We start from the raw sequence: 23,712 nt of genomic DNA on the forward strand, positions 1-23,712 counted from the left end.
TGATACAATAAAATACGTTAAGTTTTCATGGGGATTGTCTTTACATGAATATATTTGCGTTTTCTGGCGCTGTAGAATTAGGTCTTATTTATGCGTTTGTGGCTATAGGGGTTTATCTCTCTTTTCGCGTTTTGGACTTTCCTGATTTAACAGTTGATGGCTCATTTCTTCTTGGGTCTTGTGTCTGTGGCGTCTTGATTCTTTTAGGTTTTAATGCATGGACAGCTATGGCATGTGCTTTTTGTGCAGGCATGGTAGCTGGTTTATTAACCGCTCTGTTGAGTTTGCATTTTGGTATTTTGAATCTTTTAGCTTCTATTTTAACAATGTCGGCACTTTATACGGTTAATCTTCGTATTATGGGAATTATGGGAGGGTCTAATGTTAATTTAGCTCTTGCTGATACGGCGTTAACGCCCTTTTATAATCTGTTTGGTTTGTCTGATATTTTTGTGCGTCCTCTTTTCGTTGGTATTGTGTTGCTCGTTATGGCGTTTTTGATTTGGCGCTTTTTGGAAAGTGAAATTGGTCTTGCTATGCGTGCAATGGGCGCTAATCCACGCATGGCGACGGCGCAAGGTGTTCATACATCAGCATTGATATATTTTGGAATGGGGCTTTCCAATGCGTGTGTGGCACTTGGTGGTTCTCTTTATATTCAAACTGCGATTGCAACAGATATTACCGGTGGAATTGGAACAATTGTTTTTGGATTGGCAGCCGTGATTATTGGTGAAACTCTCTTTCGTACGCGCAATATTTTTTGGATTATAATCAGCTGTATTGTAGGGTCTGTACTTTATCGTGTGGCGGTGCAATTTGCATTTGAAGCAAATGGCATTGGTATTGATACGTCGACAGATCTTCAGTTGATTACTTCGTTGTTGGTTGTTTTAACCCTTATTGTGCCACGCTATTGGAGGAGGCATAAACGTGATTGAATTTTTTCATGTTGGGGTCACATTTAAACCGCAAACACCTTTGGAAAAACAGGCTTTAATTGATATTAACCTGAAAATTGATCAGGGTAGTTTTGTTACGGTTATTGGTTCAAATGGTGCTGGTAAATCAACTTTGCTCAGTGTTTTAGCGGGTGCAACGCTTCCCTCAACGGGGAAAGTGGTTATCAATGGACAAAATGTTTCTAGGCAATCAGTCAGTGAACGCGCTGGAAAGATTGCTTGTGTTTTTCAAGATTCTTTAGAGGGAAGTTGTGGTTCTTTAACAATTGAAGAAAATTTGGCTCTTGCTGCTCTTCGAGGAAGTCGTCGTGGTTTGCGTGCGGCTTTAAATCATGAGAAACGGCAATTTTTTCGAGAGAAAATTGCTCAATTAGGCATTGGTCTTGAAGCATATATACATAATCCTATGGATAGTTTGTCAGGTGGGCAACGCCAAGCAGTTTGTCTTGTGATGGCAACATTAGCACATGCGGATGTTTTATTGCTTGACGAACATACCTCAGCGCTTGATCCTGGAATGGCTGATTTTGTGATGCGGTTGACTGAAAAAATCGTTGAAGAGAAAAAATTAACGACTATCATGGTGACTCATTCTATGCGTCAGGCTCTTGATTATGGCGATCGTACCTTGATGTTGCATGGTGGAAAAGTGATTTTGGATGTCTGTCATGAAGAGCGTAAGGGCTTGGATGTAAATGATTTAATTGGCATGTTTCAGAAAGTTCGCGGGGAAGTTCTTGATGATGATGAACTGTTAATGGATTAATAGTGTGGCTCAGAAAAAAGCACATGAAGTTGATCAGTTTCTAATGCGCTTTTCACGTGCTTTTCCTATTGTTCTCATTTATGGGCCAGATCGTGGTCTTATTTGTGAGCGTGCACAATGTTTTGCAAAACTTACACGGGTAGCAATAGAAGATCCATTTTCGACAATTCGTTTGGATGCTGCTGAAATTGATAAAGATCCTGCACGTTTAGAAAATGAAGCGCGTACGTTATCGCTTTTTGGGGGAGATCGTTTGATATGGATCTCTAATGCTGCTAACCAAAAAGGTTTTCTTGCTGCCTTAAAGCTTTTAATTGAGAAACCACCAGAAGCTTGTTTTATTCTCATTGAGGCAGGGGATTTAAAAAAAGGAACAGGGTTGCGCAATGCTGTTGAAACAGCATCAAAAGCGATGGCTTTGCCCTGTTTTGCCGATGATATGCGTTCTCTTGACGGTTTGATTGATGAGGTTTTAGGACAGTTTAAGAAGACTCTTTCTTTAGATGCACGTAGATGGTTGCATGAATGTTTAGGGGCGGATCGCCTTGTATCACGAGGTGAATTAGAAAAGCTTTGTCTTTACGCTGCAAATGTTCGTATTACTCTTGAAGATGTGAAAGCTGTTGTAAGCGATGTCAGTGCTCTTTCTCAAGATGAAGTCATTGATGCTCTTTTATTGGGCGATATATCAGGCTTTGAAGCGCATTTTAACCGACATGCAGCAGTGCAGGGGGCACTTTTTTTAATTTTGAGTACAGCTCAAAGGCATTTTCAGCAATTACAGCTATTGCGTTATCAGGTAGAGGTTGAAGGAAATTCACCTTTTACGGTGGTTTCTCAGGCACGTCCTCCCATTTTTTTTCAACGGAAAAAGATCGTTGAACAAGCTTTAAAATATTGGAAGTTAGAACAAATTTCTTATGCAATGGAAAGAATTCAGAGTGCTGTTTTAGACAGTCGTAAAAATCCACTTTTGGGCGAAGCTATCATTCGTCAAGTTTTGTTAGGGCTTACAATTATTGCACGACGCCAGATGGCAGCTTAACAGCCTAGAAATATAATGATTTTTTATTTTTGGTATACCACAGAGGTATTTTCAGTAATTAAAACTGTTATGCTATCAAGTAGAGGTTGAGGGAACTTGTATTTTTGAGGATGCATTTTAGGAGCTTGAAAGCTTGATAGAAATTTTTCTTCAAAAGAAATAGTTTATTTTCAAAAGGCCATTTTGAAACAGTTTTATTATTTTGTTGTGTCGTAAAATACTGTTTTTTAGGGTAGTGATACGAGGCCCATATCAAATTTTATGTGTTCGATGTTTTTTTGTGTGGGTATTTGGTGAATATTAGGTTGGTTCATAGAGTCTTAATGGAGTAACACCCCCGTGTAAAAAAGAGTATCTCAAACAACAGAAGACACTTGTATGGTAGATTCATACGCTTTCTTAGAAATATTTTTCAATGCGCGTTATAACTATTTTGCGGCGGTGTTTATGAATGGTGTAGAAGTAAAGTTCCTTGTGAAGAATATAAAACCCATAGAGCAACTCTATCTTTACGCTTAATAAAAGTGCAAGTCGACACTCATTATATACTTTGCTAGCCTCTAATGTTGCTACAGTTTTTAGCATTAGAAAGCGTTTTTCATCATTTTTGCTCACATGTCTTCTTGTGATGTGTAGACAAGAGATTTTAATTGATAAGAGGGTTTGTGATGGAAGAATTTTACAGTATTCGAAGTTATGATTCAAATTGAAAAAAGTATTATTTTTATAAATCAATGTATTATAGATTAATTGAATCACATAAAATAGTGAGCCAGAGGAATCTTTTAGACAAGAAAATGAATTGTTTGCAGATTGGTATGAATTAAGAATCTTCGTGGGGTGAGGAGAAAGTCAAAATAGATTATGATGAAAATGACAACACCTATGGGGAAACTTTTATGTTTGATATAGAGATGATTATCTTAGCAATGAATGTGTCTCATAAACAGAGCTAGCCATTGTTTATTATTAATAATTTATTATTTTTCATATTGAATCAATCAGAACAATGTCTTTTGCACGTCATAAGTGGGGGCGTGTGGATAAAAACTGTGCAAGAAAGCACTAAAATGCCTCTTATGAATGCTCTCAAATTCCAAGGTTTTTTGCAACATTGGGGGTAGGAAAATATAATGATAGTGTTTTATTAAGTGTGAAGAGGGTCGTGCTTAATAGATTTATAGTTATAACATTTACGAACACTGTCGTGAGATAGGCTAGAGAGCGAGATGCCTTTTTAAAACAAACGCATGAATTTGTAATCCAAATCTATTCTATTTAGGGCGTTCTGTTTTACGTGAGGGGTGTGATTCCATTAAAGGGATATTCGGTGTTTTTATTATCAAACTTTTTCTTTATTGAGAGGTCGTGTTTTTCTCATATTTATTTGATTTATGGTATCCGGAATCTGGAGAGGAAAATGTTTTTAATGGTATCTTTTGGTATGCGTTGTTTTACGGTGTTTTCAATATTCGCGAAACTTATGTTGTTGTTGTAGGTGGAGGCGTAATACGTTTTTATATAGGTCTGATGTACAAATTAATGAACGTATCGGGATAATTGGAGAAGAGCTAGTGTCTGCTTACGCTTTTGATGTGTTTTTTTGTGAGTAAAATTAGTAAGATAAAGTAAACTGATGGGATTTTATGTAGAGTCGTTGTTATCCTAATTGAGAGTGCATTTTATTTTGTTTCGGTGATGCGCTTTGATCAGTAATTAAGAGGGAGTTTTAGAGCGTGATGTTAGATTTCTCGTCATTTATTTTTTATGTGTTTTCTAGGTAAAGTGATCTGTTGTCAGCTTGCGCAGGTGATAATTGGTAAACTGCGTTATTCTTTATTCCCTAGTTGTCATTTTTTAATGTTTTACGCATAACTCTTGAACAAACAAACAAGAAAATTGTGATTTTACAATTGTCTTTATTGCCATTTGCAAAGAATCTTTGAAGGTGAAAGATGCTCCATATTCAGTTTGAAAAAATAGCACTCATTGGGATCGGTCTGATTGGGTCTTCTTTAGCAAGAGTGATTAAAAAGAAAAATCTTGCGGCTCAGATTTCTATTGCAACACGTCGTCCAGAAACCCTGAAAAGAGCGCGTGAATTGGAGCTTGGGGACTTTTATACGACAGATAATGCAAAAGCTGTTGAAGGAGCAGATTTGGTTATTCTTTCTGTTCCTGTTGGGGCTAGTGCAGAAGTGGCAAAAACCATTCGTGATCATTTAAAACTTGGAGCGATTGTGAGTGATGTTGGTTCTACGAAAGCGTTGGTTATTGCGGAAATGGCACCTTTATTGCCAAAAACGGTTCATTTTATTCCAGGGCATCCAATTGCTGGAACGGAATATTCAGGACCGGATGCTGGTTTTGCTGATTTATTTATGAATCGTTGGTGTATTTTAACGCCTTTTGCGGATAGCGATGCTGCTGCTGTCGCACAATTAACAGCGTTTTGGGAAGCTTGTGGTGCGCGTGTCGAAAAGATGGAACCTAAGCATCATGATCTTGTTTTGGCTATTGTTTCACATTTACCCCATTTGATTGCGTATAATACTGTTGGGACAGCGAGTGATTTAGAAAAAGTAACAAATTCGGAAGTAATTGCTTATTCCGCTTCCGGTTTTCGTGATTTTACGCGTTTAGCATCTTCTGATCCCGTTATGTGGCGAGATATTTGTTTGCATAATAAGGATGCTATTTTAGAAATGTTGAGCCGTTTTAGTGAGGGGCTTGCTTTTTTAGAACGGGCAATTCATTTAGGAGATGGTGAGACACTGTTTAACTTTTTTACACGTACGCGTGCTGTACGTCGCAATATTATTGATGCTGGACAGGAAATTGATGCTCCTGATTTTGGACGTCAGAGTGTTTCTAAAAAAGGGTGAATAAAAGCAAGGGGTTTTTGTTGAATTTCGTTGGTTTTTTCTAGAAATCGATAAGAAGTTTTTTCTTTATTCAGTCATAGATTGCAATAAAAAAGAGTGACGATTGCTCCGATACAGATAACCATGACTTTAAAAGGTTTTATGTGTGCACGATCATCTTGCTTAGCTCTCTATAGGGCATATGATGTACAGAAGAGGTTACTGATCTGTAGAAGTAACAAAAAAATGAGGTCGTTGTAGAACTTCATAGAGTGGGTTATTGTTTTTGTTTTGGTATAAAGTCGGGCTTGACCGTATTGATTATTGACCGTTATATTGCAACATTGCAAAATGTTTATTTGCAGAGCTTTGATGATTTTTATAAAACTTGAAATAGACTGAGGAAGAGTTTTACCAGAAAGTATTGAGTTTTGTTAAAAAATATCTTTTGGTATAGCTATCGTATTTTGGGTGACGCAGTAAGTCATTATTGGCGTGATAATGGGAGTGCTTTTGCAAGCCATGTTGCGCTATCGGGGCTTTTAGCATTTTTCCCTTTTTTTATTTTTGGAACATCGTTTGCTCGTTTTCTAGGTGCTTTTACCTATACACCGCAAAAAATTAAAGCACTGGTGCAGTTATTGCCTGATGTTATCGCAGAGCCTTTATCTCAGGAAATTGTCAATGTTTTAACCATTCATCGAGGAGGTGTGTTGACGCTTTCTGTCATTGGAGCGGCTTATTTTGCTTCTAATGGGATAGAGGCTTTGCGTACGGCTTTAAATAAAGCTTACCGTGTTACTGATCGACGGAGTTTGTTGTTTTGTCGTTTTCAAAGTCTGTTTTTTGTAATCCTTGGAGCTGTTGGTCTTGTTGTGATTAGCTTTTTATTGATTCTGGCGCCTTTGTTGATCAAAATTATGCAAAATCATTCTTTTTTTATGACTGAATATATTGCTGCTATTCGTGTATGGCGTTATACAGTTGCAATCATTATTTTGTTTATCAGTCTTTTGATTGTTCATAAATGGCTTCCAGCAGGGCGGCGGAAATTTATAGATATTTTACCAGGAATAGTGGTGACAATGTTTATATGGTTTATGGCTTCTATCGCTTTTGCGCAATATTTAACGATGTTTGATTATATTTCTACCTATGCAGGGTTGGCATCTATTATGGTTGCTATTATTTTTCTCTACATATTGAGTGCAATTTTTATTTTGGGAGGAGAAATAAACGCGGCGATAATGTTTTATCGCAAGGATTTGCAACATTCAGATGAATGAAAGAGTTTATTATTACTTGAAAGCCAAGGTATGAGTATCCCAATAAAGCCTGCTATCACTTTGTTGATTGATGCAGATGCTTGTCCCGTAAAAGATGAAGTTTATCGTGTGATGAATCGTTATCAGCTTAAGACATTTGTTGTGGCAAATCGTTCTTTGTCCCTTCCAGATGAAGCACTCATTGAAAGAGTGGTCGTTGCTGGTGAATTCAATGGTGCTGATGATTGGATCGTAGAACATGTGCATGAGGCAAGTATCGTTATTACCAGTGATATTCCTTTAGCAGCGCGGGTTGTGCAAGCTGGGGGTTTTTGTCTTTCGCCAACGGGGCGTATTTTTGATGTAAATTCAATTGGTCAGGCTTTGGCGATGCGCAATTTGATGGAAGATTTGCGTGGACAGGGTAGTATAATAGGTGGTCCCCGTCCTTTTTCTCGTAAAGACCGTTCTGCTTTTTTGTCAGCACTGGATCTTGTTATACAACGTTTAAAAAGACGCGGTTATTAAAGTTATAGGGCTTCTTTAATGACTGCTTTTATAAGTGCTTTGGCATCGTCATTGGCCCATGGAGCTACACCATTGAAAGAAGCAATGAGATATCCTTCTTTATCAATGAGCAATGTAATGGGGAGTCCTAAAGCGAGACCCTGTTTTCTAACATTGTTGAAAATATCCATTGTTTCATCGCGATAATAAAGCAAATTATCTGAATGAATATTCTGTAAAAATTGCTGAATTTTTTCAGGAGAAGCAGTTTTATCGATATTAATAGCTATGACATCAAAGTTTTCTCCACCTAATTCACGTTTTAATTGCGCAAGTTCAGGCATTTCTGTGCGGCAAGGTGCACACCAAATAGCCCATAGATTGACCAGCATTGGTTTTCCGGTAAATTCGCTGAGTGTGCGCTCTTTTCCTTGAATATCCTTGAAAGAGAGTTTATTCATATCTGAGAGCGTATCAGCAAATCGTATGTGGCTAAAAAAGCCTTTTGCTGCTTTTCGTATCGCCATCATTTTTTCTGCTCGTGCTTTATTAATGTTTATTTCTTGTGCTTGTGCTGCTGAAATGAAATTGAAAAGAAAAAACTCTCTTTTGGTATCGTAGTTTATGGTTGCGTATAAACTCAGTGCAATGATAAAGAATGCAAGGGAGAGTTGCCTTTTTTTATTGTTTTTTTCGCTGATGAAAATTTGAAAAATCATAATTTTGTCCTTTGGATGGGTGTTTTCAGAATATGACAGATGAGAAGTTAAAGAACCAAATGTGGGGTGGTCGGTTTGCGGCAGGTCCTGCTGCAATTATGGAAGAAATTAATGCCTCTATTGATTTTGATCAAAAACTTTATCGACAAGATATTGAAGGTTCTCTTTCTCATGCAGCTATGTTAGCGCAAACGAAAATCATTTCACAATCAGATTATGAAAAAATTGTTCATGGTTTGAAACTTATTCGCCAAGAAATTGAAGACGGTAAATTTGTTTTTTCACGAAAGCTTGAAGATATTCATATGAATATTGAAGCGCGGTTGAGTGCGTTGATTGGTCCTGTAGCAGGACGTTTGCATACGGCGCGTTCACGCAATGATCAAGTTGCTGTTGATTTTCGCTTGTGGGTACGTGAAGCAACGCAAAAAATAGCACAAGCTTTAAAAGGATTGATAGAGCAATTACTTATTTGCGCAGAACAACATGTTGATACCTTTATGCCAGGCTTTACGCATTTACAATTGGCTCAACCCGTAACATTGGGTCATTATATGATGGCTTATGTTGAAATGTTTGGTCGAGATTTATCGCGGATGCGTGATGCTGTTGAGCGAATGAATGAATCGCCTTTAGGGGCGGCTGCTTTAGCGGGGACAGGCTTTCCAATTGACCGTTTTATGACAGCAAAAGCGCTAGGCTTTCGGGAACCTACACGCAATTCAATTGATAGTGTTTCAGATCGTGACTTTGCATTGGAATTTTTAAGCGCTGGCGCTCTTTGTGCAACACATCTTTCGCGATTGGCGGAAGAAATTGTCCTTTGGTCAAGTGCACAGTTTTGTTTTATTCATTTATCAGATGCTTTTTCAACAGGGTCTTCCATTATGCCACAAAAGAGAAATCCTGATGCGGCAGAGTTAGTACGAGCGAAAGCAGGTCGATTGAATGGTGCACTTATGGGATTGTTAACGGTGATGAAAGGATTACCGCTTGCTTATTCAAAGGATATGCAAGAAGATAAGGAATATGTGTTTGATGGGGCTTTGAGTTTGGAATTATCACTAGCAGCAATGACAGGGATGATTGCTGATTTGAAAGTGAATAAAAAAGCCATGAAACAAGCAGCGGATTTAGGGTATGCAACAGCTACAGATTTTGCGGATTGGCTTGTACGCAATTTAGGGATTCCTTTTCGCAAAGCACATCACATCACAGGGTGTGCTGTGGCATTGGCAGAAAAAAAACAGTGTCGCCTTCATGATTTATCATTAGATGAACTTCAAGCAATTTGTCCTGATATCAATGCGACACTTTTTGATGTTTTGACCGTTGAAAAATCTGTTGAAAGTCGTAAAAGCTTTGGGGGAACAGCGCCTTCAGAGGTTCTTCGGCAAATTGCGTATTGGAAAAAGCGTCTCGTGAGCGCTTGAGTGATTGTATTTTAAAGGTAAAAAAGAAATCGAGATGAGGAAAGAGGACAAATGAAAATTATATTAAAGGGGTTGGTGATTGTCCTTTTGGGGGGCTTGGGTATTGTTGGGTGTGGGCGTAAAGGGTCATTAGAGTTACCTCCTTCAACAGGAGTGAATTCTTCACAAGGAACTTTTGTTTCTCAAGGCAAAACAGATAAACCTTTTATTCTTGATCGGTTAATACAATAGGAATTTTTATGCGTTTTTTTTCTTATCATCAGGGTGTGCTTTACGCTGAAGGTCTTTCTCTTTTGGAACTTGCGCGGGAAGTTGGAACACCTTTTTATTGTTATTCAGCTAGCGCAATCGTTGCACATTTTAAAGATTATCAGAATGCATTTCATGATATGCCGAGTTTAATTGCTTATGCGGTTAAAGCGAATTCCAATCAAGCAGTTTTACAACTTTTAGCTAACAATGGAGCGGGAGCTGATGTGGTCTCAGAAGGGGAATTACGGCGTGCACTTGCTGTTGGTATTCCTGCGCAGAATATTGTTTATTCTGGTGTTGGTAAAACAGTGAGAGAAATAGATTTTGCTCTTGCACAAGATATTTATTGTTTTAACGTTGAATCAGAGCCAGAACTTGAACAATTATCGGCGCGGGCTGCTGCGCTTTCAAAAACGGCTCGTATTTCTTTACGCATTAATCCTGATGTGGATGCTAAGACTCACAAGAAAATTACAACAGGTAAGTCTGAGAATAAATTTGGTATTCCACTGTCTTTGGCGGGTGATGCATATAAAAAAGCAGCCCAATTGCCCGGTCTTCATGTGTGTGGTGTTGATCTCCATATTGGCAGTCAAATTTGTGATTTAAAACCGTTTGAAGATGCATTTGTTATTGTTGCAGATTTTGTGCGTCAATTATGGAATAATGGTTATGCGATAACCCATATCGATATTGGGGGCGGGCTTGGTATTCCTTATGGTTATGAGCAGCATCCAGTACCTTCTCCTTTTGAGTATGCAGCACTGGTAAAGAAACATATTGCGCCTTTAGGGATCAATATTATCCTAGAACCTGGGCGTAGTATTGTTGGTGAAGCCGGTGTATTGGTAACATCGGTTGTGTATTTAAAAAAGGGGGAAGGACGAAATTTTGTTATTGTTGATGCGGCGATGAATGATTTCATGCGTCCAACGCTTTATGATGCGTGGCAAAATGTAATGCCAGTGAAAAAAACACCAGTAGATGCCCCTCTGATTAATGCTGATATTGTTGGTCCTATTTGTGAAACTGGTGATTATTTAGGCTTGGAACGTTCTTTACCAGTGTTGAAAGCGGGTGATGTTTTGATGTTAACAGGAGCAGGGGCTTATGGCGCAGTGATGGCAAGCACTTATAATAGTCGACTTTTGGTGCCGGAAGTTCTGGTTCAGGATACGCGTTATGCAGTCATTCGTCCACGCCTTGATTATGCACAATTGATAGGCTGTGATCATATTCCAGATTGGATTGAGCCCAAATTAGATTGAGCATTATTAAATATTTTGGGTCTTATTTTTACTAAACTTTGATGAAACAATTTATTTTCTAGAAATTGTTTTGTATGGGGTTTATGATCTTAATGCACCACGATAAAAGGGGATAAATGCTTGTTTATGAAAAATAAAAACATCAAAGGTTTTGCAATGAAGCTTTTGTGTGTGCGCATTTTGATGTGGGGGATCCTTTCATTTGAACGGATGTGGGTACGGTTGTTGCCATTTTTCCTCGTTCTTAGTCTCTTTTGTTCGTTTAGCTGGTTGGGACTTTTTGGTATTTTGGGCTATTGGTCACATTTGCTCTTACTTGGGGTTATACTTATTTGTGCTGGGGCGAGTTTATTTTTTCTTATTCGTTTTCGGTTTCCCACAATGCGGGAAGTAAATTGCCGCCTTGAACGCGTCAATGATCTTAGACATCAGCCTTTGAATATTCAGACAGATCGTTTATGTTCTGAAAATGATGAAGATTTTAGTGCTGTTATTTGGCGTGAACATCAACGCCGAATGGCAAAGCAATTATACCATTTAAAAACGGGATTTATCTCTCTTAATAGTGCGGATTATGATCCTTTGGCTTTAAGGGCTTTGTGTGCTCTTCTTTTTGTGTGCGCTTTTAGTTTTTCTTTTGGTTCACAAGGGGGGCGTTTGGCTGATGCCTTTGATTTTCGTCCTGTCGTTGATGAAAAACTCATGCGGATTGATGCTTGGGTAACACCACCTGCTTATACCGGTGTGGCACCGATTTATTTGACAAAAGATGAGAAAACACAACTAGAAATCCCTGAAGGGAGTAATGTTGTTGTGCGTGTTGTCAATGGGGCTGGCATTACAGTAAAAGCAAAGTCTGTAGAAGATGGGAGGGAAGTTTCGTTTTCAGAGAAAACGGAACAAACAGCTTTGAATGATCCAATTGTTCATTTTGAAACACATTTAAAGCATTCAATAAATTTATTTGTATCATCACGTCGTAAAAAACAGCAATGGCATTTGCAGATAATTAAGGACACGCTTCCAACAATTCATTGGTTGGAAAAACCAGGGAGGATTTTAACAGGATCATTGGAGTTACGATATGTGGTGGATGATGATTATGGTGTGACAAAGGCTTTTGTTGAAATAGAGCCTTTTCTTCCTCAGAATAAAAGTGCTTCTTCTCTTTATAATGCTCCGGAAATAGAGCTTCTTCTTCCGCGTGGTGGAAAGGGGAAAATGCGAATGGTGCAGGATATATCAGCGCATCCATGGGCGGGTTCGCAAGTCAAAATTACTTTGGTGGCAGAAGATGGTGCGGGGCAGAAAGGGCGTAGCAAAACTTTTGTTATGATATTACCACAGTGTGTTTTTTCGAATCCTGTTGCACGCGCAGTGGTTGAACTGCGTCGTTTATTAGCTCTTAATCCTTTAGCGCGAGAGCGGGTACTTGATATGCTTTCTGCTTTGCTTGTGCGTCCAGAAAAGGGGTTGCAAAATGCATCGCATTTTATTGTTCTACAAAGTGCGTGGACAAGACTTTCTTTAGCGCAAACAGACGAGGATTTGCGCGATGTGGTGGATTATTTATGGCAAATTGCTTTGGGTATTGAAGGCAATCAACTTGAATCCGTGCAAAAAAAGTTAAAACAAGCACAAGCTGCTTTACGTGATGCATTGCGTTACGGTGCTTCAGCGGCAGAAATTGAACGGCTTATGGCAGATTTACGTCAAGCTATGGATGAGTATATTCGTGCTTTGGCTGAAAAAGCACCGGATAGTCAAGTTTCTAAAAATTCTAAAAGCTCAAAAAGTCCTAATCTTTCTGAAGCTACATTACAAGAAAAGCTAAATTTAATTGAGGAAATGGCTAAAACAGGCTCTTCTTTAGCAGCTGAACAACTCTTGGCGGAAGTTGAACAGACGCTTGATCATTTGCATGTGCAAAAAGGCAATCAAAATGAGGGAGAAAAAAGCCAATCTGCACAAATGAAAGAAAAGATGGACCAGCTTGGAGATTTAATGCGTCGTCAGCAAGAAATTCTCAATGAAACACATCAGTTAGAGATGGAACAAAAACGCGGAGAAAATGTACCGGAAACACAAAAAAAATCTTTAAAAAAACGTCAAGCTGAATTGCAATCTGAATTATCAACATTAGAAAAAGAATTATCAGAACGAGGATTTGAAACAGGGGGCGCATTGAAAAGGGCAGAAGAAAAAATGAATTCTGCGGAAAATGCGCTTGATAATGGAAATCATCAGGTATCTATACAAAATCAGTCTGATGCTTTGGAATCTTTGAGGCAAGGTGCACAAAATGTTTTGAAAAAAATGCGCGAAACACTTAAAGAAACGGGAGATGAGCAAAATGCTGATTCTGGTCCTAAAGATCCGTTAGGACGTCCACTTTCTTCAAAAACAGATGAAGAACAAGAAGGCGAGGCACTACCACAAGAAAGTGATCAAATGCGTACGCGGCAGATTTTGGATGAAATTCGCAAACGTCTTGGTAAAGAGCATCTTTCAGAAGAAGAAAAAAACTATCTTGAAAGATTGCTTCATTTTAATTAACCAGTGTTGGCTTTTTTCTTAATTGATGTCAAAAACAGTGTATGAAGAACCTCTATGGGGTTTATCTCCAAAAAAATGATTAAAGTGCTTGTAAGGCAATAATCATCCTGTTGTACTGATTTTTTAATCATTTAAGTTTAAAATATGCAATATTGAAATGTTCGCTATTGCGGAAAAAAAGCAGAAGTCCATATAGGTTTGGTATATGAAAATCTGTAATGTTTGAAATTTGTTTCTACATGGTATGTTGAGTTGGATATCGTTACGCTGAAAGATTTTTATGCTTCTGCACTTGGACTACGTGTGCAAAAGACGCTGTGTGACCAATTGAATTTATGGTGGCCTGATCTTACGGATAAACGGATTATGGGATTGGGTTATGCACTTCCTTATCTTTCTACATTGCGTGAACGTGCCCAACAATGTTTTGCTTTTATGCCTGCTGCTCAGGGTGTTTCGCCTTGGCCTTGTTCTGAGCAAGTTGCTACAGCGCTTGTTTTTGAAGAAGATTTGCCGCTTCCTGATGCGTCAGTTGACTGTATTTTATTAGTACATGCATTAGAATATACAGAAAATTCATTTGAAACGTTGAATGAAATATGGCGTGTTTTAGCACCCAATGGCCACTTGATCGTTATTGTACCTAATCGCTCTGGCTTTTGGGCGCGCAATATTACTACGCCCTTTGGTTATGGCGAACCCTATAGTCGGCAACAAATTACTCGTTTGTTCGAAAAAACAAATTTTGTTTCTGGTCCAATACAAGAAATTGTACACTATATGCCCTCTACGGGGTATTTTTCGCGGTTGTTCTCATTTTTTTACGAGCCATTTGCTCGCTATCTTTTGCCTTATTTTGGTGGACTCTTAATGTGTCAGGCACAAAAACGTGTTTATCAGGGTTTGCTCGTACAGCGTCGTCAGTCGCGACGTATTTTTATTCCTGCTTTATCGCCACAGACAAGAAATATTTTAATTTATAAAGATAATTAATCATTTTGTCATTGTCATAAGAACCGCAAGTATAGAAGGATTCTCTTATTTCAATTTTTTGCATTTACAATTTAAAAATATTCTTTTGTACATTAATATGTGGAATTGGTATGTGAATAAAAATCTCAAGTATCTATATACCGAACCATATTTCATGAATAGTGGAAACATTTTAAAAGAAAAAAATGCTGGTATCTTCGTAAAAATAGCAGAGTCCAAGGGATCTTGCATAATATGGTTTATGGTGGTTAAAAACTGTACAAGGAAGGATTAAAATGCTTCTTATGAACCATCTCAAGTATCAAGGGCTCCTCTGCAACATCGAGATCTAACATAAGTGTGTGATGGTGCTGGCTTATTCTTTTATAAACGTAAAGATGGTGGTGCTCAGTGGCTTTATCGTTAGGATAAACATTTAGCGTTATATCATTAATTATATAACCTCTTAAGAGGAGATAAAATCATAAAGAATAGAAGAAAACTATAAAGATAAAAAACATCTCTCAATTTAGGCTAGTGAATATGAGATAAAGCAGTGCGTGGAGCGGTTTTTCTGAAAAAATAGTCATAAATAGCACTCATCTAAAGATGATAGTTATGATCAAGAATGTTGCTAAAAGATATCACGATTATTTATATGCGAAACATATTAAAAACTTTAGAAAGAACAAAAGCATGTGAAACAGAAGTTACAAAGTATATCGTGAGGGTTGAAAGCATTTTTGTTTCTGGTTCTCATGTTGGAATATTTCGTTTTTTATTCATAATGTTATATATTTTGTCATAAGAGTACAGATAAGAGTAAGTTCTATGTATATGTAATAGCATTCGAATTATACGTGAAAGTTTTTTCATCTCGTTTCTGTTTTCATTTAGGATATTAAAATTATTTTTGAAACAGTAAATCTCGAATTAAAGATTTAAACGATAACCATTTTGATCTGTCATGAGAATTTGTGCATTGGAGGGATCTTTTTCGATTTTTTGTCGCAAACGATAGATATGGGTTTCTAAAGTATGAGTGACAATATTTTCATTATAACCCCAAACTTGTTCTAACAATGTTTCACGGCTGACAATTTTATCATTGGCATAATAGAGACATTTAAGAATCGCTGCTTCTTTTTCTGTGAGACAGATTTTATTGTTGCATTGATCAAGAAGAAGTTTTTGTCTTAGTTTAAAAGTATAGGGACCAATATGAAAGGTTGCGTCTTCATTTTGTTCATATTGGCGCAACTGTGCTCGAATTCTCGCTAATAACACCGCAAAGCGAAAGGGTTTTGTTACATAATCATTGGCGCCTGTTTCAAGATCTAAAATATTATCACAGTCTGTATCATAATTTGTTATCATGATAATGGGGGCACGAAATCCTTGGGTGCGTAATTGTTTAACGGCTTTGTAGCCATCAAGATCAGGAAGTTGAAATCCCAAAATAGTGAGATCAATATTTTCTTCTTGGATTATTCTCATTCCCGCTTCTGCTGTTTTTGCTTGGAAAATTTTAAACTCTTGATGCATTTGCAATTGTTCTACTAAAATGGGGCGTAGATCATCGTCTTCAACGATTAAAAGAGTATAGTGGTTCATGTTTTTCCTTATAGGCATGTTGATGCACTGATTGATATAGTTTCATGAAAAATGAGATTTCATGCAAGAAAAATTAAAAGAAGAAAATTAAAAAAGAACGCTTCTAAAAAATAAACTTTTATAATTTCTAATGGTTGCTTGCTGAAAAGAAGGTATTCCGTCTGCAGAGTATTTTACGTATTGGTTGGAAGCGTTTTTTATGTTCTAGAACGTGTTTTAGCTATTGAGTGTCATCATCTTTACGCTTATGGAGAAACAAGCTAGCACTATCATTCACTTTGCCAGTTCGTGGGTGTTGCGGACAGTCCTTGGCACTTGAGACGATTCATAGGAGGAATTTTTAGTGCTTTCTTTCACGTTTTTTATCTATATGGGACTTTCTCCGCTTAGAATGTGCAAGCCAATAGCTTTTGATTGATTCAATATAAAACAGGTTGGGAATGAGAGAATCCTGCGGTATGAGGCGCACTCGTCCAACATGCAAAACAATGAACACGCAATATGATGCGTTTTTTAAGCGTGAAGAGAATTGTGCAACACTTAGCACATATGCACTGTTTAGGAGAACTTCACGATCGTTTTTATTGTTTTTATCCACGTTCAGTTTTGTTTTTTTGTTGCATTTGTGTGCGAAGGGGATTGTGTGTTATGTTCGTGGTGTTGCTTATTATAATCGTTGAGCAAGCTTTGCCTTTAGCAATGCCGAAAAGATGCATCATAAAGAGGTTTTTTGTGTAATTTGGAAGGAGACTGTATTGAGAAAGAGTGCAGGATAAAAAATGACAAAGAAAAATATCATATTTATGCATTTAGCATGAGAACACCTCAACAGAAGGATGTGTTGAGCTTATTCTTCTGCGCTATGAAGCATCTTTTTATATGAGTTAATGAATAAAAATTATTGTTTTAAGATAAAAGCATTTCCTCCTTAAGGTTGCCCATTAAACAGACTTCTTTCCATTCATCTTCTGTTACGGGTTGCACTGATAAGCGGCTGGCTTTGACCAGCACCATATTTGCTAGTTTGGGATTGGCTTTAATTTGTTTTAATGAAACAGGTGTTGGCATGTCACAAAGTGCACGGATGTCCACACATTCCCAGCGTGGATCAGAGCTTGTAGAATCAGGGTGCGCTTCAGCAGATATTTCTACAATTCCTACAATTTCTAAACCTTTATTTGAATGATAAAAAAAACCTTTATCACCATATTTCATAGCGCGCATATTGTTACGGGCTTGATAATTGCGTACACCATCCCATTGTTCGCCATCAGCTCCTTTTTTCTTTTGCATCTCCCATGACCATTTATGGGGTTCAGATTTAAAAAGCCAATAAGCCATGAGTTCTCCTTTTTCATAGACTGTTATGCATTTTTATAAGCATCTTTGTAATACCATCAACGATGATTTTAAAAATGGGGTAAAGAACGGCTATTATCTATTTTTTCTTGTTTCAAAATAATGTGTAGTAGAGAGACGCTCTCCATTGATATTTCATGTTGTATAAAAGTATTTTGCTCTTTGCTTATCTTTTCAGCTATGGTTTGAAATGCGGTTACTATAAGAGTTTGTTGGAAAAAATTAAGAAAATTGGTTCTAAAAAGCTTTAAGATTACAATGACAATGAAACGAATAAATGATCAAAGATGATGAGGTCAACGAATGGCATTCATATCTATGCTTCGTGGGAGAGAGTAGATCTTATTATGCTGTAAAATACCGTCATTTGAAGTGTAATGATATAAGGCAGTTTTTTGAAACATGAAGTTTTTAAGAATGTGTGGTGAATATTTAGGTTTACGTGTCGATCTTTGGGTTAAGTGAATTGTGTGAGTGGGAAGCAGGTGGAATCTGCTCGATAGAGAATTCGGACTATCTATAGACCGGATTGAGTAGAAATCTTCGTTCTTTAAGATGTGTGTAGGACGTCAATTTTATTATGCTTTTGTTCCACGGCGTCCCATCCCGATCAAGGGCGGGGCTTTTTCATCTAATGGCCAGCGTGAGCGGGGTGCAATGTCAAGAGAGTTTGTTTCTCCTCGTACGAGTTTTTGTGCACCGGCAAAAGCAATCATTGCAGCATTATCGGTACACAAGGAAAGAGGAGGGGCTATAAATTCAAAACCATGTTGATGGGCAAGTTCTTGCAACGTAGAGCGAATGGCTTGGTTTGCGGCAACACCGCCTGCGACAACCAAAGCAGGAGAACGCTTTTCTTGATCATGAGAGAGAGGATATTGGTGGGCAAAGTGTTGTAGGGCTAGGTGAATACGATCATGTATTGTATCGGTCACGGCGGCTTGAAAACTTGCGGCAATGTCAGCAATATCATTTTCTGTAAGGGGAGCTATGGCTGTTGCGGCTTGTCGAACAGCAGTTTTGAGTCCTGAAAAAGAAAAGTCTAACCGTTTTTCACCTTTTAAAGGTCGTGGAAGAGGGATGCGATTTTTATCACCAAATAAAGCTGCTTTTTCAAGTGCTGGTCCACCAGGATAAGGAAGACCTAAAAGTTTTGCTGTTTTATCAAAGGCTTCTCCTAATGCATCATCAATGGTGGTTCCTAAACGCTGGTAGTTACCTACTCCATGAACAAGGATTGTTTGTGTATGGCCACCTGAAACTAAAAGTAATAAATAAGGAAAGTTGACATTGTGCGTCAACACAGCTGTTAAAGCATGTCCCTCTAAGTGATTTACGGCAATAAATGGTTTTCCAGTAGCAAGAGAGAGTGCTTTTGCGCTCATAACCCCTACCAACAGTCCTCCTATCAAACCAGGTCCACTGGTGGCTGCAATGCCATCAATATCTTTTAATTTTGTGTTTGCTTCTGTTAGTGCTTGTAGAATTAAATGATCAAGAACTTCAACATGGGCACGAGCAGCAATTTCAGGAACAACACCGCCGTAAGGTGCATGGTGATCAATTTGACTCCAAACAACATTGGAAAGAATTCGGCTGTTTGATTCATTGTTATATTCAATGACAGCCGCTGCCGTTTCATCACAACTTGTTTCTATTCCCAGCAGACGCATTTTAAACAAAACCTTATATTGAAGCTTCTTTCCTGCGTGCGTACCATGAACAGAAAAAGATGCAAAGTATTTCTCTTAGAATTGTTTTTTTCTATGAAAAATATGTGTTTTGGCATTTTCTTTGAATTTTATGATATCGTTGATTAAAAAATAAAGCTGTATTTTCGAGTATAAAATGCAAATGTTTTTTAAAAACTTTTCTATTAAAGGCGATAATTGTAAATATTATTGAGAAAAGCTGCATTTTTAAAACTTTTTTCATTTTATTATTTTATCATTAAAAAAAGTGTGCACGAAAAGTGACAGAGATGGTCGATTCTTCAAAACCAAAAGTTAAACCACATTATGCTGGTACGCGCCGTAAGAAACCAGTTATTGAACATGAAGCTGTTCCTCATGATTCAGAGGAAAAAATCCACAATTCTGTAGAAGCTCATGCGCGAGAAAAACAGAATATGCAAGGTCAGGATAAAAGTACCTCTAGTACAACTTGGCTTTTCTTGTCCCTTTCTGGGATTTTGGGAGGATTCATTGCTTTGGGAATTTTTATGGGGCTTCAATGGGCTGGTTTTTTTCCTTCTCCTTTTGTGGAAAATTCTGCTGGAGGAGAAAAAGCTTTGCAGATTGCTGAAGCCGCAAAAAGTCAAGGTGAAGACACAAAGGAACAATTGAGGCGGGTCTTTCAAGAAATTGATACGTTAAAAACAGAGTTTTCTTCTTTTTCATCACAACAGTTTAAAACAACGAAAAATGATGAACTATCGAAAGAAGAAAGCAAAAAAGCTTTTGCGATTTTAGAGGAAAAAGTAAAAGCTCTTGAAGAAACTGTACAAACTTTTGTTAGAAAGTCGAAAGATATAGAGACGGCTTTGTCTGTTGGGCAGAGCAATGCAAATAATTTTTCTGCGTTAAAACAACAGTTAGAAGCACTACAGGAAGAAACTGCTGTTAAAAATAGTGAGAAAAAAGAAATAGATACCGCGCTCTTTACTGCAATTAGTTCATTAAAAAATGCTGTAGAGCGTGGTGGATCTTATAATAATGAATTAAAGCTGTTACAGCAATTATCGCCTTCGATTAATGGACTTGATGTGTTGCAAAAAACAGCTACTGTGGGTCTTCCAAGTTCAGCACAACTTTCAGTTGATTTTGCTAATGTTGCCGATGCAATTGTTGGTACGCAAAATCTTGTTGCGTCAGATGCTGGTTTTTTTGACCGAATTTTAGCATGGATAAAAGGGCTCATTGTTTCGCGACCGATTGGAAATGTTGAAGGGCCAACACTGGGGGCTATTGCGGCACGCATGGAAGTTGCCATTCAAGCTGGTGATTACGAAAAGGCTTTGAGCGAATGGCAATCATTGCCTCAAAGTGCAAAAGATGTTTCAATGGATTTTGTTAAGCAGCTTGAAAGACATATTGCTATTCAACAGTTGTTGCAGCAATTGTTATTGTCTGTGCAACAAGGATCTTTTAAAGCAACAAAGATGTAAATAGGCCCAAGATGATACGTGTTTTTATTTATATTTTTGTTGTTTGTATCCTCGGTTTAGCTTTCACGTGGGTAGCTAATCACAATGGTATTTTTGTTCTCACATTTTTGCATTTCAGATTTTCTGCTTCATTTCTTACAGTGTTAAGTGTGCTTATTTTGTTTTTTATAACGCTGGTGCTTTTATGGTGGTTATTGTCTTTCTTTTTTTCCATACCGAATGCTCTTTGCAATTATTTTTATAAACGCCATCAAAAGCGTGGTTACGAAGCTCTTTCAAAGGGGATTCTTGCAACTTTTGCTGGTGATAGTATGGTTGCGCAAAAAATGGAAGCACGGGTTGCTAAATATCTTGCAGGAAAACAAGAGCCATTGGTAAAACTCTTACAAGCGCAAACCTTGTCTTTACAAAATGACTCTGTTCGCGCCATCGGTCTTTATGAAGAGATGAGAAAGGAAGATCCGACAAAACTGGTTGGACTTTATGGTTTGTTTCGTGAAGCGATGAAGAGTAAAGCTTATGAGGCAGCGCAACAATATGCCGAAGAGGCACTGACTTTATCGCCAGCACTTTTATGGGCGCATCAGGCGGTGCTTGATCGGTTAAGTACTGAGGGTAAATGGGATAAGGCACTTACTATTTTTGAAAGAACGCAAAAAGCTCTCCCGCGTTCTATTCGCGCGACTCCAGAGCGGCAGCATATACAGGTTTTACTACTAAGTGGGCAGGCACTTTCTTTGTTTGATACACATCCTGTACAAGCACGTGAAGCTATTTTGAAAGCCCATAAATTGGCGCATGATTTTGTTCCAACAATAGTTATTGCCGCTGATATTCTTTATAAATTAAACGAAACGCGTAAAGCGGATAAAATGATTATAGCGGCTTGGCAAAAGGAGCCTCATCCTGACTTGGGAGCGCTTTATCTTGAAAGAGAAGAAGGAGCCATTGGGCGATTGAAAAGGGCTAAGACACTTGCTTCTTATAATAAAGATGCATTTGAGTCGGCTTTCCTTATTGCTAAAGCAGCTTTGGATGCTGGTGAAACAGCATTAGCAAGAGAGAAGGCACAAAAAGCATTACAATGTCATCCACGGGAAAGTGTTTATTTATTGTTGGCAGATATTGAAGAGGCACAGGGAAACAATCAAGGTGCTGTGCGTCAATGGCTTTCTTTAGCACTTCGTGCTGAACGTGATCCAGTGTGGATGTGTGATGGGGCCATTTTTTCTTCTTGGTCAGCGGTTTCTCCAATCAGTGGACGTTTGGGCTGTTTTGAATGGAAGGCGCCTCCTTGTATGCCTTCTCTCACATTAGAGGCGGACAATATTGTGTCGAAAAGGCAAGACAAAGAGTATGTTATGGGAAAAAGTGATGATGTTGGAGATAAGAAGCTTGAAAAATCAACACCTATAGATGATTCTCTTTTGCATAATGCGCAGGTGGAGAAACAAGATATAAAAGAAAAAGATGTAAAAATGTTCAGTCAAACTCACTTAAATGTTGATGATCCAGGGGTTAAAACAGAAGAAGAAACATCTTTATCGAGGAAAAAATTTCGTTTATTTTAAATTGCACCAATGTGATAATACGAATGTTTTCTCAGAAGAAACAATTGACCTAGAAGAAAAAATATCGTTAGTCTTATCCAATAAAATTATTCTCTTATGTTTTAAAAATAAAGTTTTGCTTGGTAGCAGAGGTGATTGGTTAAAAAATGTTTTTAAATCAGAGATGTCTTGATAAAAAACAAAAAAATAACAAACCAAGGATTGCTGTCGTTATTCATCGGCGCTCTACCTATACTGGTCGTTTGGGAAAATTTTTACAACAAAATGGTTTTGTTCTTGATATTTATCGTCCTATTTTTGGACAAAAACTCCCTGATACATTAGAGCATTATGCCGGCGTTGTTATTTTAGGGGGACCGATGAGTGTGAATGACAGCGAAGCCTATATTGGTGAGGAAATTGATTGGATTTCGTTATCACTAAAGGAAAATAAGCCTTTTTTGGGTATTTGTCTTGGAGCACAAATGTTAGCGCGAAATCTAGGGGGGCGCGTTGGTACAAGAAGTGATGGGACTGTTGAAGTCGGCTGGTATCCACTAGAAGCAACCCCACAAGGGAAGGAATTGATGAATTGGCCAGAGATGGTCTACCATTTCCATGATGAAGGTATTTATGATTTACCGAAAGAGGCAATGCTTTTGGCAACAGGGAATACATATCCTACACAAGCTTTTCGTTATGGAAACAATGCATGGGGCTTGCAGTTTCATGCTGAATTTACACGCGCTATGATGCGGCGTTTGGTCGTGCGTTCGGCACATAAATTGACTGAAAAAGGTGCTCAACCTGCTTGTGCACATTTGAAAGGTCGTTTAATCTATGATCGAGCTTTGAGCCAATGGTTTGAAAGCGCATTACACCAGATTTTTTGTACACCGCCCGTACTTGTGTGATTGTTGACAAAGCATTGATTTATATAGGTAATTCACGGTTTTGTATATTGAATGAGAACCCCGAATATAGTAAGGTTTTCTCATTCCAAACCTGTGTATGTTGACTCAATAAAAACTTCTTGCTTGCATGTCACAAGTGGGGCTGGCGTGTGGGCAAAAACTGTATAAGAAAAGACTAAAAATGCTTCTTATGAACTGTCTTAAGTGCCAAGGGCTGTCGCAACATTTGGGGGCTAGCCAAATATAATGATGGTGCTGGCTTTGGGGCCTCCATAAGCGTAAAGAGGGGGCTCAATGGCTTTATCGTTAAGAAACACTATTCATTATCATTTTTGTTGTGCTGTAAAACAGTATGGTTTAAGGCAGAGGTAGAAAATCTATGTAAAACTTTACACATGAGGTGTTTTTTGTTAAAGGGTGTAATGGTTTTTTTAAGAAAATCTTGTTTATTGAGCTTATGAGATACTGTACTTTAGAACGATGTATAGGGACTTCTTGAA

At 38.0% G+C, this 23,712-nt stretch carries 18 protein-coding genes; 14 read left to right on the forward strand and 4 right to left on the reverse strand.

Annotated features, from left to right (window positions below; translation table 11 throughout):
- Window positions 1-44 precede the first annotated feature (44 nt).
- From ACFIK1_RS02750 to ACFIK1_RS02775, 6 genes are all read left to right on the forward strand, one after another.
- On the forward strand, window positions 45-941 hold the full coding sequence (locus tag ACFIK1_RS02750; RefSeq protein ID WP_375634319.1) for an ABC transporter permease: 897 nt from the start codon (window positions 45-47) through the stop codon (window positions 939-941).
- Window positions 934-1,728, forward strand: coding sequence for an ABC transporter ATP-binding protein (locus ACFIK1_RS02755; RefSeq protein ID WP_375618340.1), 795 nt, complete (start codon window positions 934-936; stop codon window positions 1,726-1,728). The genes ACFIK1_RS02750 and ACFIK1_RS02755 overlap by 8 nt, the downstream gene beginning before the upstream one ends.
- Window positions 1,729-1,732: 4 nt before the next feature.
- On the forward strand, window positions 1,733-2,773 hold the full coding sequence (gene holA, locus ACFIK1_RS02760) for a DNA polymerase III subunit delta (RefSeq protein WP_375633607.1): 1,041 nt from the start codon (window positions 1,733-1,735) through the stop codon (window positions 2,771-2,773).
- Between the two features lie 1,955 nt (window positions 2,774-4,728).
- A complete protein-coding gene (locus tag ACFIK1_RS02765; RefSeq protein ID WP_375618338.1) occupies window positions 4,729-5,658 on the forward strand; it encodes a prephenate/arogenate dehydrogenase family protein in 930 nt (309 codons plus the stop codon).
- Window positions 5,659-6,068: 410 nt separating this feature from the next.
- Window positions 6,069-6,923: a YihY/virulence factor BrkB family protein gene (locus ACFIK1_RS02770; RefSeq protein WP_375633605.1), complete on the forward strand. Its 855-nt coding sequence runs from the start codon at window positions 6,069-6,071 to the stop codon at window positions 6,921-6,923.
- A gap of 30 nt (window positions 6,924-6,953) precedes the next feature.
- Window positions 6,954-7,430, forward strand: a complete 477-nt coding sequence (locus ACFIK1_RS02775; RefSeq protein ID WP_375618336.1) for a YaiI/YqxD family protein — start codon at window positions 6,954-6,956, stop codon at window positions 7,428-7,430.
- A gap of 2 nt (window positions 7,431-7,432) precedes the next feature.
- On the opposite strand, the gene ACFIK1_RS02780 is transcribed toward ACFIK1_RS02775, so the two are convergent.
- On the reverse strand, window positions 7,433-8,128 hold the full coding sequence (locus tag ACFIK1_RS02780) for a TlpA disulfide reductase family protein (protein WP_375642810.1): 696 nt from the start codon (window positions 8,126-8,128) through the stop codon (window positions 7,433-7,435).
- Window positions 8,129-8,160: 32 nt separating this feature from the next.
- Here ACFIK1_RS02780 and argH point away from each other — a divergent pair, with 32 nt between their 5' ends.
- The 5 genes from argH to ACFIK1_RS02805 all read left to right on the forward strand — a co-directional run bounded on the left by argH (window position 8,161) and on the right by ACFIK1_RS02805 (window position 14,630).
- Window positions 8,161-9,561 carry an argininosuccinate lyase gene (argH, locus tag ACFIK1_RS02785; RefSeq protein ID WP_375662031.1) on the forward strand — a complete coding sequence of 467 codons (1,401 nt, stop codon included), beginning with the start codon at window positions 8,161-8,163 and terminating at the stop codon, window positions 9,559-9,561.
- A 51-nt stretch (window positions 9,562-9,612) separates the two neighbouring features.
- Window positions 9,613-9,792 (forward strand): LPS translocon maturation chaperone LptM, encoded by a 180-nt coding sequence (locus tag ACFIK1_RS02790; protein ID WP_375618333.1) that lies wholly within the window; start codon window positions 9,613-9,615, stop codon window positions 9,790-9,792.
- 8 nt (window positions 9,793-9,800) lie between these two features.
- On the forward strand, window positions 9,801-11,081 hold the full coding sequence (gene lysA, locus ACFIK1_RS02795) for a diaminopimelate decarboxylase (protein WP_375662032.1): 1,281 nt from the start codon (window positions 9,801-9,803) through the stop codon (window positions 11,079-11,081).
- A 126-nt stretch (window positions 11,082-11,207) separates the two neighbouring features.
- On the forward strand, window positions 11,208-13,637 hold the full coding sequence (locus tag ACFIK1_RS02800) for a TIGR02302 family protein (RefSeq protein ID WP_375642812.1): 2,430 nt from the start codon (window positions 11,208-11,210) through the stop codon (window positions 13,635-13,637).
- Window positions 13,638-13,859: 222 nt separating this feature from the next.
- Complete coding sequence (locus ACFIK1_RS02805; protein WP_375632423.1) at window positions 13,860-14,630, forward strand: class I SAM-dependent methyltransferase; 771 nt, start codon at window positions 13,860-13,862, stop codon at window positions 14,628-14,630.
- 912 nt (window positions 14,631-15,542) lie between these two features.
- Here the strand turns inward: ACFIK1_RS02805 and ACFIK1_RS02810 are convergent.
- The 3 genes from ACFIK1_RS02810 to tsaD all read right to left on the reverse strand — a co-directional run bounded on the left by ACFIK1_RS02810 (window position 15,543) and on the right by tsaD (window position 19,255).
- Entirely contained in the window at window positions 15,543-16,223 is a 681-nt protein-coding gene (locus ACFIK1_RS02810) for a response regulator transcription factor (RefSeq protein WP_375639838.1), read from the reverse strand.
- Between the two features lie 906 nt (window positions 16,224-17,129).
- Window positions 17,130-17,564: an EVE domain-containing protein gene (locus ACFIK1_RS02815; protein WP_375662033.1), complete on the reverse strand. Its 435-nt coding sequence runs from the start codon at window positions 17,562-17,564 to the stop codon at window positions 17,130-17,132.
- 596 nt (window positions 17,565-18,160) lie between these two features.
- The gene (gene tsaD, locus ACFIK1_RS02820; RefSeq protein WP_375662034.1) at window positions 18,161-19,255 is read right to left on the reverse strand and encodes a tRNA (adenosine(37)-N6)-threonylcarbamoyltransferase complex transferase subunit TsaD; all 1,095 of its coding nucleotides are present in this window, start codon (window positions 19,253-19,255) and stop codon (window positions 18,161-18,163) included.
- A 308-nt stretch (window positions 19,256-19,563) separates the two neighbouring features.
- On the opposite strand from tsaD, the gene ACFIK1_RS02825 reads away from it, so the two are divergent.
- The 3 genes from ACFIK1_RS02825 (at window position 19,564) to ACFIK1_RS02835 (ending at window position 23,212) form a co-directional block, all read left to right on the forward strand.
- Window positions 19,564-20,748 (forward strand): COG4223 family protein, encoded by a 1,185-nt coding sequence (locus ACFIK1_RS02825; protein WP_375662035.1) that lies wholly within the window; start codon window positions 19,564-19,566, stop codon window positions 20,746-20,748.
- 11 nt (window positions 20,749-20,759) lie between these two features.
- Complete coding sequence (locus tag ACFIK1_RS02830; RefSeq protein ID WP_375662036.1) at window positions 20,760-22,319, forward strand: heme biosynthesis protein HemY; 1,560 nt, start codon at window positions 20,760-20,762, stop codon at window positions 22,317-22,319.
- A 146-nt stretch (window positions 22,320-22,465) separates the two neighbouring features.
- Entirely contained in the window at window positions 22,466-23,212 is a 747-nt protein-coding gene (locus tag ACFIK1_RS02835) for a glutamine amidotransferase (protein WP_375606037.1), read from the forward strand.
- Window positions 23,213-23,712 lie beyond the last annotated feature (500 nt).

Source organism: Bartonella sp. OC16QHHD, assembly GCF_042194035.1.
Classification (GTDB): Bacteria; Pseudomonadota; Alphaproteobacteria; order Rhizobiales; family Rhizobiaceae; genus Bartonella.

Bases quoted from the DNA above. Each gene is read 5' to 3' on its own strand.
- ACFIK1_RS02750 (WP_375634319.1), top strand. From the start codon at position 45: ATGAATATATTTGCGTTTTCTGGCGCTGTAGAATTAGGTCTTATTTAT.
- ACFIK1_RS02765 (WP_375618338.1), top strand. From the start codon at position 4,729: ATGCTCCATATTCAGTTTGAAAAAATAGCACTCATTGGGATCGGTCTG.
- ACFIK1_RS02775 (WP_375618336.1), top strand. From the start codon at position 6,954: ATGAGTATCCCAATAAAGCCTGCTATCACTTTGTTGATTGATGCAGAT.
- ACFIK1_RS02780 (WP_375642810.1), bottom strand. From the start codon at position 8,128: ATGATTTTTCAAATTTTCATCAGCGAAAAAAACAATAAAAAAAGGCAA.
- argH (WP_375662031.1), top strand. From the start codon at position 8,161: ATGACAGATGAGAAGTTAAAGAACCAAATGTGGGGTGGTCGGTTTGCG.
- ACFIK1_RS02790 (WP_375618333.1), top strand. From the start codon at position 9,613: ATGAAAATTATATTAAAGGGGTTGGTGATTGTCCTTTTGGGGGGCTTG.
- lysA (WP_375662032.1), top strand. From the start codon at position 9,801: ATGCGTTTTTTTTCTTATCATCAGGGTGTGCTTTACGCTGAAGGTCTT.
- ACFIK1_RS02800 (WP_375642812.1), top strand. From the start codon at position 11,208: ATGAAAAATAAAAACATCAAAGGTTTTGCAATGAAGCTTTTGTGTGTG.
- ACFIK1_RS02810 (WP_375639838.1), bottom strand. From the start codon at position 16,223: ATGAACCACTATACTCTTTTAATCGTTGAAGACGATGATCTACGCCCC.
- ACFIK1_RS02815 (WP_375662033.1), bottom strand. From the start codon at position 17,564: ATGGCTTATTGGCTTTTTAAATCTGAACCCCATAAATGGTCATGGGAG.
- tsaD (WP_375662034.1), bottom strand. From the start codon at position 19,255: ATGCGTCTGCTGGGAATAGAAACAAGTTGTGATGAAACGGCAGCGGCT.
- ACFIK1_RS02825 (WP_375662035.1), top strand. From the start codon at position 19,564: ATGGTCGATTCTTCAAAACCAAAAGTTAAACCACATTATGCTGGTACG.
- ACFIK1_RS02830 (WP_375662036.1), top strand. From the start codon at position 20,760: ATGATACGTGTTTTTATTTATATTTTTGTTGTTTGTATCCTCGGTTTA.
- ACFIK1_RS02835 (WP_375606037.1), top strand. From the start codon at position 22,466: ATGTTTTTAAATCAGAGATGTCTTGATAAAAAACAAAAAAATAACAAA.